Origin of the sequence: Streptomyces sp. Ag82_O1-12 (assembly GCF_900182715.1) — a bacterium.
Classification (GTDB): Bacteria; Actinomycetota; Actinomycetes; order Streptomycetales; family Streptomycetaceae; genus Streptomyces; species Streptomyces massasporeus.
On record NZ_FXUW01000001.1, the window covers coordinates 4,427,378 to 4,440,881 of the forward strand.

Consider the following 13,504-nt stretch of genomic DNA (forward strand, 5'->3'; position numbering starts at 1 on the left):
CCGTCAGGCGGTCGGTACGAGGGTGAGGTACGCGAGGCCGAGGACGCCGCGGTAGGCGAGCCACCGGGCGCGGTGCCGGTCGACGCGCTGCCGCGTCTCCTCCGCCAGGGGGTGACGGGGGTTCTCGGCGAGCCACACCTCGGTGTCCGCGAGGTACCCCGACTCGAACTCCTCCCACTCGTCGAGGCTCGCGGTCTCCGTCCACTCCGGCCGGAACCCGGCCCCGATCGCCAGGTCGATGAGCGTCGCGAGGTCGTGGTGGTCGGTGACGGCCGCGTCCGGCCACATGCGGGACAGCTCGTCAGGGGCCGGGGTGCGCTGCCAGAAGCCCTCGCCCAGCAGGACGCGGCCGTGGTCGGTGACCAGACGGCGGAGTTCCCCGAGCGCCTCGGGGAGACGGTCGCCGAGGGCCTGGCTCGACCCCACGCACAGCACGAGGTCGGCGGGGCCGCGGGTGGTTCCGGTGGCGGACTCCTGAAGGAAGCGGGCCCGGGACGCCAGTCCGCGGTCAGCGGCGGCCTCGCGTCCTCGGGCCAGGTCGTCGGTGTCCAGGTCGATGCCGGTGCCGGTCGCCTCCGGCGCGGCGGCCAGGACGCGGAGCATCAGCTCGCCCGAGCCGCAGCCGATGTCCAGGACCGTGGTGGGGTGGTGGCGGGTGAGCCGTCGCACGACGGCGTCCGCGCGGGTCTCGGAGAGCGGGCCGTGGAAGGTGAGGCGGGTGCGGTGGGGTGGGGTCATGTCGGGGGACGCTACGGGGGGTTGTGGGGCAGCGGCACGGGGTTTTCCGGTGCTCGGCGCTCGTGCCGGGGCCGGGTGGGTCCGCGGCCCGGCGTCGCGGGGGTGCCGCTCTTTTTGGGACGGGCGGGCGACGCCTCTGGCGGCACGCATGCGGGGGCTGGGCGGCTGGGCGTGCCCGCGGCTGGGTGGCGCGCATGCTCGCTGCTGGGGCGGCTGGGGCGGCTGGGGCGGCTGGGGCGGCTGGGCGTGCCCGCGGCTGGGCGGCCGCGCGTACCCACGGCTGGGCGGCTGCGCAGGCCCCGGATTGGCCGGGTCGTCCCTACTGCGTCACCGTGAAGTGGTTCAGGATCGCCGCCGTCAGTTCCGGGTCGCCCTCCGTCTTCAGCCGGTCGGACACCGACTCCGCGCTCACGCGGCCGCAGGCCAGGCGGACGTACGTCTCCCAGTCGAGCGTGAGGGTCGCGGCGGGACCGAGGGCCGGAGCCGTTTCCAGGGTGCCGCGGCCCTGGATGTCGACGCGGATCGTGCGCAGGAACTCCACGGGCCCGTGCACGTCGAAGACGATCGCCGAACTGCGCGGCGCCTGCGCGTCCTCGGCGACCACGCCGGGGAGTTCACCGAGCAGCACGTCACGGGCGACCAGTGCGCCGGGGGAGTCGAGGTTGCCGGGCCGGCCGAGGGCCGTGCGCAGGTCCTGCTCGTGCACCCACACGTCGAACGCGTGCCGCCGCATCGACTCCTCCAGGGTGAGCTCGCTGCCGAGCGGCCCCCGTACCTTCGTGCCCGGGTCGCGCGACTCGTTCCGCAGCTGCCGGTTGCGGCGGATGATCACGTACTCGAGCTCGGAGGTCATCTCCGGCGCCGTGTGGTGGCGGCGGACGTCGACCTGCATCTCCATGTAGCGCTGGTGCTCGTTGGTGACGTGGAAGAGGTCGCGCGGGAGGCTGTGGATGGGCCGCGGGTCGCCGAGCATCTCGCAGTCCAGGCCGATGACATGGGAGACCACGTCCCGCACCGACCACCCCGGGCACGGCGTCCGCCGGTTCCACTCGGCCTCCGGGAGCGACTGGAGCAGCTCGGATATCGCTTCGATGGAGTGGGTCCAGGCGTCGGCGTAGGGCTGGAGGGTGGGATGCAGACTCACGGAACGGGACCCCTCGGCGGTTCGTTGCACGGGCAGGTGGTGGCGGCGTTGCCAGTGGGAGGTGGCGGCTGTCGGCGGGCGTCTTGCGAGCTAAGTTACGCTGCTGTGAGGCACCCCGGCAGTGCTTTCGTGTGACGATCGTAGGCCCGAGTGGACGGCTCGAATGCCAGGACGGTGGTAGTGTGCGCGCCTCTGTGATCCAGATCGCCGTAAACGAGGACGAATCGGTCGAAGCGCGCCGCCGACGCGTGGCGGCGTTGGTCCGTGAGCAGGCCGGGGCCGACCTCGTCGTCCTGCCGGAGCTGTGGACCACGGGTGCCTTCGCCTACGAGGAGTTCGGGCGCGAGGCCGAGCCGCTCGAGGGGCCGACGTACGAGGCGATGGCGAAGGCCGCGAGCGACGCGGGCGTGTGGCTGCACGCCGGTTCCATCCCGGAGCGGGACCCCGACGGACCGCTCTACAACACCTCCCTCGTCTTCTCCTCCTCCGGCGATCTGGCGGCCGCCTACCGCAAGATCCACCGCTTCGGCTTCGACAAGGGCGAGGCCGTGCTGATGGGCGCGGGCGCGGAACTGGTGACGGTGCGTCTGCCCGAGACGACCCTGGGCCTGTCCACCTGCTACGACCTCCGCTTCCCCGAGCTCTACCGCGGTCTCGTCGACGCCGGTGCCGAGACGCTCGTGGTGTCGGCGGGCTGGCCGGAGCGCCGCCGGTCCCACTGGACGCTGTTGGCTCAGGCACGGGCGGTGGAGAACCAGTCGTTCCTCCTCGCCTGCGCAACGGCCGGGACCCACGCCGGAGTTCCCCAGGCCGGTCACTCGATCGTGGTCGACCCGTGGGGCGAGGTGCTGGCGCAGGCCGGTGCCGGCGAGGAGGTCCTCACGGTGGAGTTCGACCCGGGGAAGGTCGCGGCGACCCGGGAGCAGTTCCCGGCGCTGAAGGACCGGGTGCTGGGCCTCCAGCCGCCGCGCAGGCCCTGACCGGCGCTTCTCAGTCCTCCCGTTCCTTCTCCGCCAGGTGGATCACACACACGGCCACCGCGATCAGCAGCGCCGGATCCGCGTCCTCGCGGACGACGTCCACACCGTAGGTGTCCCGCAGGGTCAGCAACCGCCGGGAGATCACCGCCAGCAGCTCCCCGTCGTACTCGACGGCGAACTCCCGGTCGAGGATCTTGCCGCTGACGTCCAGCTCATTGCCGTCGGCCAGGGACACCCGGTAGTGGTTGCGCAGCAGGGACAGCCGCTTGCGGCGGATCGTCGCCAGCGGCTCACCGCTCCGCTGGAGCACCATGGTGTCGCGCAGGGCGAGCATCTTCTGGTGGATGTCGACGAGGACGCGCCCCTGGGTGTCCTTCAGCTCCCAGGTGTCCCGCAGCCGCAGGGCCTTGCCGTCGACGAGGAACACCTTGCTGCCGCGGTCGTCCTCGATCCAGTAGTCGTCACCGAAGCCGAGGAGCCGGTCGTACACGAGGAATCTCATGAGACCAGGGCTTCCCCGCCGCCGCTCCCGAAACGCCGCCGATAGGCCGACGGGCTGAGCCCCGTCGCCCGCCGCAGGCGCGTGCGCAGGTTGGCGGCCGTACCGAGCCCGCTCCGGGCCGCCACCACGTCCAGCCGCTCCTCGCCCCGCTCGATCAGTCGGCAGGCCAGCGCCACGCGCTCCCCCGTGAGCCACGCGAGCGGGGTCGTCCCCAGCTGGCCGCGGAAGCGGCGATGCAACGTGGCGGGGCTGACACGCGCGCGTGCGGCCAGTTCCGACACCGTCAGCGGCTCGCCCAGCCGCTCCTGCGCCCACGCCAGCAGCGGGGCCAGCGACTCGTCCCGGACCTCCGGCACCGGCCGCTCCACGAACTGCCGCTGCCCGCCGTCCCGGTGCGCGGCGAACACCAGCCGACGGGAGACGTGGTTGGCGATCTCCGCGCCGTGATCACGCCGCCAGATGTAGAGCCCGAGATCGAGCGCCGCCGCGCTGCCGGCGGCCGTGAGGATGTCGCCCTCGTCCACGAACAGCACGTCCGGCTCCAGCAGTACCTTCGGGTGCAGCCGGCGGAACGAGTCCGCCCAGCGCCAGTGCGTCGATGCCCGCCTCCCGTCCAGCAGCCCGGCCTCGGCGAGAGCGAAGGTGCCGGTGCAGAAGCTCACGACCCGGGTGCCGCGCGCGTGGGCGCGCCGGATCGCGTCGAGCACGTCGGGGCCGCGCGGTACGACGTTGTCCGGCCGACCAGGCACGACCAGCGTGTCCGCGCGGTCCACCGTGTCCAGGCCCCGGACGCCGGTGAGCGTGAAGAAGCCGTGGTTCATCCGGATCTCCGGGGTGGGCGCGCACAACGTCACCTCGTACAACGGCCCCGGCAGACCCAGCTCGGGTCGCGGCAGCCCGAAGAGCTCGGTGGCCACGCCGACCTCGAAGGGGTTGGTGCCCTCGTCGATGATCACGGCGACCCGGTGCGGAGGCTGCGTCTGCGAGGATCCTTGCGACATGTGCGATTCCTAGCACTCGCGGACGACGTACGGCACCCCGCAGGATCCCTTCATGACCCAGGAACCCGTCTCCCTCGCTCACGCCCTGGCCTCCTTCTCCGAGCAGTGGAGCCCCCGAATCGTCACCGCCGTCAACGACTACGACGTCCGCGTGGCGAAGGTCGAGGGCGAACACGTCTGGCACGTCCACGACCACACCGACGAGTTCTTCCTCGTGCTCGACGGCGAACTGCACATCGCCCTGCGCGAGCCGGCCGGCGAACGCACGGTCGTCCTGCCGAAGAACAGCGTCTTCACGGTCCCCCAGGGCACCGAACACAAGCCGTACGCCCCGGTCCCCACCGCGATCCTCATGTTCGAACCGACCGGCACCCTGACGGTCGGCGACCGCCACGACGAGATCCCGGACATCGTGGATGTCACAACGGGGCATGCACTGGCCTGAGTTGCGAACACGTGTGCCTGTCGTCGCTGGTCGGGGTGGTGTCCTCAGGGTTGGGTACACGCGTGCGGTGGCCGTACATATGGTCCCCTGGAGGGCTCGGGAGGCCGTGTCGGTGAGGGGGCACATGGAGGCAGTTGTTGAGGCTGGGTATGCGCGCTATACCTACCGGCTGCGTGTGTCGGCTGCCGCCCGTGCGGCCTTGGTGGCGGAGTGGGACCGGTGCCGGTGGGTGTGGAACGAGTGCGTCGCCAAGTCCAAGGCCGTTCATCTGCATAACAGGGCCACGGGGGAGAAGGAGACGAGTGGTCCGGCGCGGCTGGACAGAATGCTGACTGAGGCCCGGCGGGCGATCCCGTGGCTGGGGGAGGGGTCGTCGGTTGTCCAGCAGCAGGTCATCCGCGATTTCGGCCGGTCCCGTGCCAAGGCGCAAAAGGACATCCGGGAGCGCCTGCCCAAGGCTCGTAGGGCGGGTATGCCCACGCATAAGAAGAAGCGTGAGGCGCTGCCGACCCTGAACTACACCCGGCGTGGGTTCCGGGTGAGAGACGGCAGTCTGCACCTGGCGGGCGGGATCGTCGTGACCGTGGTGTGGTCGCGGGGACTGCCTGCTGAGCCGTCCGCCGTGCGGGTATACCAGGACAGTCTCGGGCACTGGTACGGCTCCTTCGTCGTGCCCGCCGAGGTGCAGCCGCTGCCCGGAACCGGTCGCGTTCTTGGTGTCGACTGGGGTGTGAAGGAGACCGCGACCACCACCTCCGACGCGCACGATCTCCCCCATGCCGGGCACGGCAGAAAGGCCCACCATGGCGCGCAAGGCCGCGGACGCCGCCATCGGCGCCACCAAGAAGGCTCTGGTCGAGATGGGCCGCAAGCACGGGCGGGACATCCGCCTGGTCCAACCCGCGCACACCACGATGGACTGCGCCAACTGCATGACGAGAGCCAAGCATGCACTGCCGCTGGGTGAGCGCACCTACACCTGCACCGCATGCGCGACCGTGTCCCCACGGGACAAGAACTCCGCACGCGTGATGCTCCACCGGGCTGGTCTCAACCCGACTGGTGCCGATGGCACAAGACCTCCTGGAGCGCTGCTCCAGGAGGCAGCCTGAGCCAGGAATCCCCTTCCTCCAGGGAGGGGAGGATTCAAACGCCGTATCCGTCGCTGTAGCCGTCACGGCGGTGGTGGACCGCCGGGTCCTCGACGACACCGGGCGTCGTCGGGGGCACCACCACGCGGCGGCGCCGGGCGATGCTGCTGAACGTGGTGACGCCGATCAGTCCGACGATCATCAGGATGATGCCGACGAGGTCGATGTTGACCCCTTGCATGTCCCAGTCGGTCGCGAACGTGAGGATGGCTCCCACGGCGATGAGGATGATGCATCCGCCGAGGCCCATGTGTGTCGCCTCCCTGTACGGTCCGGTCGTTCCGGTCCCGGAACACCGGGTACCCCCGAGGCGAACACCCATGCGGGGGCGGCCCGTTCTACCTCTCCAGGAACGCGGTCAGCGCGCCGGCGAGGAGGAACGGGTCGTCGGCGCCGCACAGTTCGCGCACGCTGTGCATCGACAGGATGGCCACGCCGATGTCGACGGTCTTGATGCCGTGCCGCGCGGCGGTGATCGGGCCGATCGTGGTGCCGCAGGGCATGGAGTTGTTGGAGACGAACGACTGGAAGGGCACGTCGGCCGCCTCGCAGGCCGCCGTGAACTCCGCCCGGCCCGAACCGTCCGTGGCGTAGCGGTTGTTGACGTTGACCTTGAGGATCGGGCCGCCGTTGACGCGCGGGTGGTGCGTCGGGTCGTGCCGCTCGGCGTAGTTGGGGTGGACCGCGTGGCCCGTGTCGGAGGACAGACAGATGGTGCCGGCGAAGGCGCGGGCGCGGTCCTCGTAGGAGCCGCCGCGGGTGTAGACCGAGCGTTCCAGCACGGTGCCGAGCAGCGGCCCGTCCGCGCCGGTGTCCGACTGGGAGCCGTTCTCCTCGTGGTCGAAGGCGGCCAGGACCGGGATGGAGGCCGGCTGCGACGAGGAGGAGGCGACGGCCGCGAGGGCGGCGGTGCCGGCGTGCACCGACAGGAGGTTGTCCATGCGGGGGCCGGCCAGGAGCTCGCGGTCGCGGCCCAGGTAGGCGGGCGGTTCCACGGAGTGCGTCATCAGGTCCCAGCCGGTGACCTCGCCCGCGGGGATGCCGGCCGTCTCCTCCAGGAAGGCGATCAGGTCGCCGTCGCGGACGTCGCGGCCGAGGCCCCAGACCGGCTGCATGTGCCGCTGCTTGTCGAGCTTGAGGCCGTCGGCCGTCACCGAGCGGTCGAGGTGGATGGCGAGCTGCGGGACGCGCAGCAGCGGCCGGTCCACGTTCACCAGGCGCGTCGATCCGTCACGCAGGGTCAGCCGGCCCGCGATGCCGAGGTCGCGGTCCAGCCAGGAGTTGAGCAGCGGTCCGCCGTAGATCTCCACGGCCACCTGGCGCCAGCCGTGCGCCCCGGTGTCGGGGAGCGGCTTGACGCGCAGGTTGGGGGAGTCGGTGTGGGCGCCGACGATCCGGAACGGCGTGTGGGGTGCGGCGCCCTCCGGCACGTACCAGGCGACGATCGCGCCGCCGCGCAGCACGTACTTGCCGCCGCTCGTCCCGTCCCACGCGTCCGTCTCGGCGACCTGCTTGAAGCCGGCCTTCTCCAGTCGCTCGGCGGCTGTGGCCACGGCGTGGTACGGCGTGGGGCTCGCCGCCAGGAAGGTCATGAGGTCGTCGGTGTGGCCGCGGTCGAAGCGGACTGGTTCGGTCATGGGTTCACCTTAACGACGGACGAGGGCCCGTTCCCGGCGTAGGGGAACAGGCCCTCGAACAGAGGACGTGAGGGATCTAGAACGCGGCCTCGTCCAGCTCCATCAGGTCCAGCTCGACGCCCTCGGCGACCTTGCGGGCCAGGGTGACGCCCGGCAGGACGTTCGCGGCGAAGAACTTCGCGGCGGCGATCTTGCCGGTGTAGAAGGCCTTGTCCTTCGCGGAGGCCGTCTCGAGCTTCTCGGCGGCGACGGAGGCGCCCTTGAGCAGCAGGTAGCCGACGACGACGTCACCGGAGGCCATCAGCAGGCGGGTGGTGTTGAGGCCCACCTTGTAGATGTTCTTGACGTCCTGCTCGGTGGCGGCGAGGTCGGTGAGCATCAGGCCGACGATGGCCTCCAGCTCGACGGCGGCCTTGGCGAGGTGCTCGCGGGCCGCGCCGAGCTCCTCGCCGCCCTCGCCGAGCGCCAGGAACTTCTTGATGTCCTCGGCGAGGGAGTTCAGTGCGGCGCCCTGGTTGCGGACGATCTTCCGGAAGAAGAAGTCCTGGCCCTGGATCGCCGTGGTGCCCTCGTAGAGGGTGTCGATCTTGGAGTCCCGGATGTACTGCTCGATCGGGTACTCCTGCAGGAAGCCGGAGCCGCCGAAGGTCTGGAGCGACTGGGCGAGCTGCTCGTAGCCCTTCTCGGAGCCGTAGCCCTTGACGATGGGCAGGAGCAGGTCGTTCAGGGCCTCCAGGGCGGAGATGTCCTCGCCCGCGGCTTCCTTGACCTGGATCTCGTCCTGGATGGAGGCCGTGTAGAGCACCAGGGCGCGCATGCCCTCCGCGTACGCCTTCTGCGTCATGAGCGAGCGGCGCACGTCGGGGTGGTGGGTGACGGTGACCTTGGGCGCGGTCTTGTCCATGAAGTTGGCCAGGTCGGGGCCCTGGACGCGCTCCTTGGCGTACTCCAGCGCGTTCAGGTAGCCCGTCGACAGCGTGGAGATGGCCTTCGTGCCGACCATCATGCGGGCGAACTCGATGATGCGGAACATCTGGCGGATGCCGTCGTGCTTGTCGCCGATCAGCCAGCCCTTGGCGGGGTGCTGGTCGCCGAAGGTCATCTCGCAGGTGTTGGAGGCCTTGAGGCCCATCTTGTGCTCGACGTTCGTGGCGTAGACGCCGTTGCGCTCGCCCAGCTCGCCGGTCTCGAAGTCGAAGAGGTACTTCGGGACGAGGAAGAGGGAGAGGCCCTTGGTGCCGGGGCCGGCGCCCTCGGGGCGGGCCAGCACGTAGTGGAGGATGTTCTCCGACATGTCGTGCTCACCGGACGTGATGAAGCGCTTCACGCCCTCGATGTGCCAGGAGCCGTCCTCCTGCTGCACGGCCTTGGTGCGGCCGGCGCCCACGTCGGAGCCCGCGTCGGGCTCGGTGAGCACCATCGTGGAGCCCCACTGCTTCTCCGTGGCGAACGTGGCTATGTGCTTCTGGACCTCGTTGCCCTCCTCGAAGAGGATGCCGGCGAACGCCGGGCCCGAGGAGTACATCCACACGGCCGGGTTGGCGCCCAGGATCAGCTCGGCGTAGGCCCAGATCAGGGAGCGGGGCGAGGTGGTGCCGCCGATCTCCTCGGGGAGGCCCAGGCGCCAGTACTCGGAGTCCATGAAGGCCTGGTAGCTCTTCTTGAACGACGCGGGGACCGGCGCGGTGTTGGTCTGCGGGTCGAAGACCGGCGGGTTGCGGTCGGCGTCGATGAAGGATTCCGCGAGCTCGTTCTCCGAGAGGCGGGTCATCTCCTCCAGGATGCTCTTCGCGGTCTCGACGTCCATCTCCTCGAACGGACCGGTGCCGTACACCTTGTCGCGCCCGAGTACCTCGAAGAGGTTGAACTCGATGTCGCGGAGATTCGACTTGTAGTGCCCCATGGCGACGGCTCCCGGCTCCGTAGAGAGATCGGCGAGGCACTGGATCCTCGCGCTAGTTCACGTACCAACAAGTAGCTACGATGATGCTACCCGTCGGTAATAAGAAGCAACCCCGATCCGTCATCTGTGACAGGTCACACCGGAACGGTCAGTGCCGCGGTATAGCCGTCCCCCGTACTCCCCTTCATCGCCGCCAGCTGCCGGTCGTGGCCGTCGCGGAAGATCCCGTCGTCCTCCAGCGAGAGGGCGCTCAGGTTCCGCACGCTCGCGTCGTAGCCGTCGGTGGCGTAGACGGTGTCGCAGACCTCCTTGGGGAAGGCGAGCTGCGAGGTGTTCGTGATCGACGTCGCCGCGGTGGCGTCCGCCAGGCTGCCGTAGACCTCGAAGTGGACGTGCGGCCAGCGGCCCGGGTAGCAGCCGGGGAAGACGCTCCGGAAGGTGACCCGGCCCTCGTCGTCCGTCTCCTGCACGCCCCGCAGGTAGTTCTCGTCGGTGACGCCCTCGGAGTAGAGGGAGTAGGCGCCCTCCCGGTCGCACTGCCAGAGGTAGACGGCGGCGCCCCGCTTCGGCGTCCCGCAGCCCGAGGCCGCGTCCACCACCGTGAGCGTGATCGTCAGGGGGACGCCGTCGGCCGTGCCGCCCGCGGAGTCGCCGAAGCTGCGGGTGATGTCGCCGCGGACGACCCCGCTCTCCTTGAGGACGTTCACGCCGCCCGAGCCGTCGCCGGGGTAGGGGCCGGCCGTCTCCTCGGGGATCTCCGCGCACGCCGCTGACGAGGAGGAGGGGGCCGCCGAGGTCTTCCCTTCCGGTGTACAGCCCACCAGCGGGATCAGGCTCGCGCCCGCCATCAGCCGGATCATCCGCCGGCGAGCGAGGACGGGGAGGTCGTGGGAGAGGCCTCCGCCGTGCTCGGGCGGGCCCTCGTCATGGCGTCCGTTCATGACACGACGCTACGAGCCGCCGCCCCGGCGATCCACAGAGCGGGCGCTGTCGACTCGCTGTCGGTTTGCCGGGACCGGCGTACCGGCCCGCCGGCCCGTCCGCGCTCGGTACGCTTGCGCTCATGTACGGCTACGACCAGACAGCGGGCCCGCAAGGGCAGTACGCCCCTCCGCAGCAGCCGATGTCCGGCGGGTACGGGCAGCAGCCGCCCCTGTACCCCGAGCCGTCCCCGCCCTCCCTCACGGACGCGGTGCGCGCCTTCACCACCGGGCAGATGGCCGCCGAGGACTTCCAGCAGGTCTTCGCGACGTCGAAGGTCTACTGCCCGCGCGGCGACAACCCCGGTTTCCTGGCCCTGCACAACACCCAGCAGCCGGTGATCCCGATGTTCAGCACGCTCAAGGAGCTGCGCCGGTACGCGGGCAAGGAGTCCAAGTACTTCGTGATCACCGGCGCCGAGGTGCTGGACCTGCTGCCGACCGGCTACGGCTTCGTCCTCGACATGGAGGGCGAGCACCGCATGGTGTTCGACGCGAAGGCCGTGGAGCAGATGGTCGAGTTCGCGATGCGCCGGATGTATGGCTAGACGCCATTGCTGCGCAGATGGCGGCTGAGACCAGGCCGTAGTCACTTGGGCAGGCGCAGCGCCAGGCCGTCCAGGACGACCTCGAGGCCGTAGGCGAACTTGTCGTCGCGGAGCTTCGCGGGATCGGAGGCCTGCGCGGAGGTCTCGGGTCCGGCGGCCGCCAGGTGGTCGTAGCCGGCCGAGGCCTGCTGGGCCGCGGGCAGCAGCCGGGCGACGAACTCCGACTCGCTCTCGCCGGAGCGGGCGACGGTGGTGAGCCACGCGGCCTCGGTCGTGCTCATGCCGATGACGTACGAGAAGACGGCGTCGATCGCCCGGCTCGGCTCCGGGAATCCCGCGGCGGTGAACAGGGCCGCCAGCCGCTCCGAGAAGTTCATGTAGTTCGGTCCGAGGTAGGCGAGTCCGGCCTGCCCGAGGACCAGGGTGAGCCAGGGGTGCCGTAGCGCCGTCGTGCGGAAGGACCCGGCCGCCTCGGTCACCGCCGCGCGCCAGTCGGGGCCGTCGGCCCGCGGGACGTGGATCTCGGCGGCGACCTCGTCCACCGCGAGCTCCATCAGCTCGTCCTTCGTGGCGACGTGCCGGTAGAGCGAGGTCGCGCCGGCGTTCAGCCGGGCACCGAGCTTGCGCATGCTGAGCGCCTCGATCCCCTCGGCGTCGAGCATGGCGATCGCCTCGCGGACGATCGCGTCCCGGCTGAGCGCGGGCTGGTCGGTACGGCGCTGCTCGCGGGCCCATACGGACGGGATGGGGTTCTTGTCCTTCGTCCTGCTCATCGGGGTCCTCCTGGTGAACCTCTACGTGCGAACAGCGTGCGCAATCAGCGTACAGAACTCAAGGCTTGCGCACACTGTTCCGCCATGCGTACAGTGTGCGCATCGAAGGAACGGTGTTCGCAGTAAGTTCGCGGGAGGGGAACGGAAATGGACGCTCGCAATCCACGCCGCTGGTGGATCCTGATCGTGCTGTGCCTGAGCACGCTGGTGCTCGTCGTCGACAACATGGCGCTGACGGTGGCGGTGCCCGCGCTGACCGAGGACCTCGGCGCGAGCGCCCAGGACATGCAGTGGATCCTCGACTCCTACACCCTGGTCTTCGCCGGGCTGCTGCTGACCTCGGGGAGCCTGGGGGACCGGTTCGGGCGCCGCAAGGTGATGCTGATCGGGCTGCTGCTCTTCGGGGCGGCCTCGCTGGGGGCGGTGTTCTGCTCCACGCCCGGTGAGCTGATCGCGGTGCGGATCGCCATGGGCGTCGGCGGGGCGCTGATCATGCCCTCGACCCTGTCGATCCTCATCACCGTCTTCGACGAGGACGAGCGGCCCAAGGCGATGGCCGCATGGGGTTCGGTGTCGATGCTGGGTCTGGTGGGCAGTCCGGTGCTCGGCGGCGTGCTCATCGACCACTTCGCCTGGCAGGCCATCTTCCTGATCAACGTCCCGATCGTCGGCCTGGCCCTGCTGGCCGGTGTGCTGCTGATGCCGGAGTCGAAGGCGCCCTGGCAGAAGCCGGACCCGCTGGGCGCGGTGCTGTCGGCGGTGGGCATGACCGCCCTGGTGTGGTGGATCATCGAGATTCCGCAGCACGGCGCGTTCGAGGGCCGCTCCCTCGTCGTCCTGGCCGTCGCGGTGCTCGCCCTGGCCGGCTTCGTGATCTGGCAGAACGTGACCCCCGCGCCGATGGTCCCGCTGGTCCTCTTCAAGCACCGCAATTTCAGCGGGGGTTCGCTCTCCCTGGCACTCGTCCAGATCGGCAACGCCGGTCTGCTGCTGGTGCTGACCCAGTACCTCCAGTTCGTGCTCGGCTGGTCCGCCGTGAAGGCCGGCCTGGCCTTCCTGCCGCTGGCCGTCGCCGCGCTGGCCGGCAACACGGCCGGGGCGCAGTTCGCCGTGAAGTTCGGCAGCCGGTTCGTCATCCTCGGCGGGATGCTGCTGATGGTCGCGTCCTTCGGGCTGCTGACCACGCTCACCGCCGACAGCGGGTTCACGGTCCCGGCGGTGGCGCTGGGGATCCTGGGACTGGGGGCCGGTCTGGCCATGCCGGCCGCGGTGGCCGCGCTGATGGGCACCATCCCGGAGGACAAGGCGGGCGTCGGCTCGGCCCTCAACGACACCATCCAGCAGTCCGGCACCGCCCTCGGCATCGCGATCCTCGGCTCCCTGCTCTCCAGCGGCTACACGGACGAGATGCCGGCCGGCGCCCCCGAGCAGGCCCGCGAGTCCATCGGCGGGGCGCTGGCCGTCGCCGGCGGGGACGCGGGGCTGGTGCGGGCGGCCCGGGAGGCCTTCGCCGCCTCGATGTCGACGACCTTCACGATCAGCGCGGCCGGTGTCCTGGCCGCGGCGGTCGTGGCCACGCTGGTGATGCGGGACCGCGAATCCGGGCCCGCCGGGGCGGGGCGCGAGGAGCGTGAGCTGGCCGCCTGACCTGCCCCGGACACCGAAGGCCGTCACCCCGCAACAGGGTGACGGCCTTCCGCCG

At 70.5% G+C, this 13,504-nt stretch carries 13 protein-coding genes and 1 pseudogene; 5 read left to right on the top strand and 9 right to left on the bottom strand.

Annotated elements, in window-relative coordinates:
• Nucleotides 1-3 precede the first annotated feature (3 nt).
• Both QOL88_RS20315 and QOL88_RS20320 read right to left on the bottom strand, forming a co-directional pair.
• A complete protein-coding gene (locus QOL88_RS20315) occupies nt 4-738 on the bottom strand; it encodes an SAM-dependent methyltransferase (RefSeq protein WP_097218031.1) in 735 nt (244 codons plus the stop codon).
• A 319-nt stretch (nt 739-1,057) separates the two neighbouring features.
• Nucleotides 1,058-1,882, bottom strand: coding sequence for a maleylpyruvate isomerase family mycothiol-dependent enzyme (locus tag QOL88_RS20320; RefSeq protein WP_097218033.1), 825 nt, complete (start codon nt 1,880-1,882; stop codon nt 1,058-1,060).
• 182 nt (nt 1,883-2,064) lie between these two features.
• Here QOL88_RS20320 and QOL88_RS20325 point away from each other — a divergent pair, with 182 nt between their 5' ends.
• The gene (locus tag QOL88_RS20325; RefSeq protein ID WP_097218034.1) at nt 2,065-2,862 is read left to right on the top strand and encodes a carbon-nitrogen family hydrolase; all 798 of its coding nucleotides are present in this window, start codon (nt 2,065-2,067) and stop codon (nt 2,860-2,862) included.
• A 10-nt stretch (nt 2,863-2,872) separates the two neighbouring features.
• On the opposite strand, the gene QOL88_RS20330 is transcribed toward QOL88_RS20325, so the two are convergent.
• Together QOL88_RS20330 and QOL88_RS20335 are read right to left on the bottom strand one after the other, a co-directional pair.
• On the bottom strand, nt 2,873-3,364 hold the full coding sequence (locus tag QOL88_RS20330; RefSeq protein WP_097218036.1) for an LURP-one-related/scramblase family protein: 492 nt from the start codon (nt 3,362-3,364) through the stop codon (nt 2,873-2,875).
• Nucleotides 3,361-4,365, bottom strand: coding sequence for a GlxA family transcriptional regulator (locus QOL88_RS20335; protein ID WP_097218038.1), 1,005 nt, complete (start codon nt 4,363-4,365; stop codon nt 3,361-3,363). The genes QOL88_RS20330 and QOL88_RS20335 overlap by 4 nt, the downstream gene beginning before the upstream one ends.
• Nucleotides 4,366-4,417: 52 nt before the next feature.
• Here QOL88_RS20335 and QOL88_RS20340 point away from each other — a divergent pair, with 52 nt between their 5' ends.
• Together QOL88_RS20340 and QOL88_RS20345 are read left to right on the top strand one after the other, a co-directional pair.
• A complete protein-coding gene (locus QOL88_RS20340; protein WP_097218040.1) occupies nt 4,418-4,810 on the top strand; it encodes a cupin domain-containing protein in 393 nt (130 codons plus the stop codon).
• 124 nt (nt 4,811-4,934) lie between these two features.
• Nucleotides 4,935-5,922: pseudogene (locus QOL88_RS20345) on the top strand (RNA-guided endonuclease InsQ/TnpB family protein).
• Nucleotides 5,923-5,956: 34 nt separating this feature from the next.
• Here QOL88_RS20345 and QOL88_RS20350 read toward each other — a convergent pair.
• From QOL88_RS20350 to QOL88_RS20365, 4 genes are all read right to left on the bottom strand, one after another.
• Nucleotides 5,957-6,211, bottom strand: coding sequence for a DUF6458 family protein (locus QOL88_RS20350; protein WP_097218042.1), 255 nt, complete (start codon nt 6,209-6,211; stop codon nt 5,957-5,959).
• Between the two features lie 88 nt (nt 6,212-6,299).
• Nucleotides 6,300-7,598, bottom strand: a complete 1,299-nt coding sequence (locus QOL88_RS20355) for a M18 family aminopeptidase (protein WP_097218044.1) — start codon at nt 7,596-7,598, stop codon at nt 6,300-6,302.
• A gap of 76 nt (nt 7,599-7,674) precedes the next feature.
• Nucleotides 7,675-9,501: an acyl-CoA dehydrogenase gene (locus QOL88_RS20360; protein WP_097218046.1), complete on the bottom strand. Its 1,827-nt coding sequence runs from the start codon at nt 9,499-9,501 to the stop codon at nt 7,675-7,677.
• Between the two features lie 134 nt (nt 9,502-9,635).
• Nucleotides 9,636-10,442, bottom strand: coding sequence for a dioxygenase family protein (locus QOL88_RS20365; protein ID WP_097218048.1), 807 nt, complete (start codon nt 10,440-10,442; stop codon nt 9,636-9,638).
• A gap of 122 nt (nt 10,443-10,564) precedes the next feature.
• On the opposite strand from QOL88_RS20365, the gene QOL88_RS20370 reads away from it, so the two are divergent.
• Nucleotides 10,565-11,029, top strand: coding sequence for an SseB family protein (locus QOL88_RS20370; RefSeq protein WP_030846788.1), 465 nt, complete (start codon nt 10,565-10,567; stop codon nt 11,027-11,029).
• A gap of 41 nt (nt 11,030-11,070) precedes the next feature.
• Here the strand turns inward: QOL88_RS20370 and QOL88_RS20375 are convergent, their stop codons facing one another.
• The gene (locus QOL88_RS20375; RefSeq protein ID WP_097218050.1) at nt 11,071-11,802 is read right to left on the bottom strand and encodes a TetR/AcrR family transcriptional regulator C-terminal domain-containing protein; all 732 of its coding nucleotides are present in this window, start codon (nt 11,800-11,802) and stop codon (nt 11,071-11,073) included.
• 147 nt (nt 11,803-11,949) lie between these two features.
• On the opposite strand from QOL88_RS20375, the gene QOL88_RS20380 reads away from it, so the two are divergent.
• Nucleotides 11,950-13,449 carry an MFS transporter gene (locus tag QOL88_RS20380; RefSeq protein ID WP_097218052.1) on the top strand — a complete coding sequence of 500 codons (1,500 nt, stop codon included), beginning with the start codon at nt 11,950-11,952 and terminating at the stop codon, nt 13,447-13,449.
• Nucleotides 13,450-13,504 lie beyond the last annotated feature (55 nt).

Bases quoted from the DNA above. Each gene is read 5' to 3' on its own strand.
- QOL88_RS20315 (WP_097218031.1), bottom strand. From the start codon at position 738: ATGACCCCACCCCACCGCACCCGCCTCACCTTCCACGGCCCGCTCTCC.
- QOL88_RS20330 (WP_097218036.1), bottom strand. From the start codon at position 3,364: ATGAGATTCCTCGTGTACGACCGGCTCCTCGGCTTCGGTGACGACTAC.
- QOL88_RS20335 (WP_097218038.1), bottom strand. From the start codon at position 4,365: ATGTCGCAAGGATCCTCGCAGACGCAGCCTCCGCACCGGGTCGCCGTG.
- QOL88_RS20340 (WP_097218040.1), top strand. From the start codon at position 4,418: ATGACCCAGGAACCCGTCTCCCTCGCTCACGCCCTGGCCTCCTTCTCC.
- QOL88_RS20350 (WP_097218042.1), bottom strand. From the start codon at position 6,211: ATGGGCCTCGGCGGATGCATCATCCTCATCGCCGTGGGAGCCATCCTC.
- QOL88_RS20355 (WP_097218044.1), bottom strand. From the start codon at position 7,598: ATGACCGAACCAGTCCGCTTCGACCGCGGCCACACCGACGACCTCATG.
- QOL88_RS20360 (WP_097218046.1), bottom strand. From the start codon at position 9,501: ATGGGGCACTACAAGTCGAATCTCCGCGACATCGAGTTCAACCTCTTC.
- QOL88_RS20365 (WP_097218048.1), bottom strand. From the start codon at position 10,442: ATGAACGGACGCCATGACGAGGGCCCGCCCGAGCACGGCGGAGGCCTC.
- QOL88_RS20370 (WP_030846788.1), top strand. From the start codon at position 10,565: ATGTACGGCTACGACCAGACAGCGGGCCCGCAAGGGCAGTACGCCCCT.
- QOL88_RS20375 (WP_097218050.1), bottom strand. From the start codon at position 11,802: ATGAGCAGGACGAAGGACAAGAACCCCATCCCGTCCGTATGGGCCCGC.
- QOL88_RS20380 (WP_097218052.1), top strand. From the start codon at position 11,950: ATGGACGCTCGCAATCCACGCCGCTGGTGGATCCTGATCGTGCTGTGC.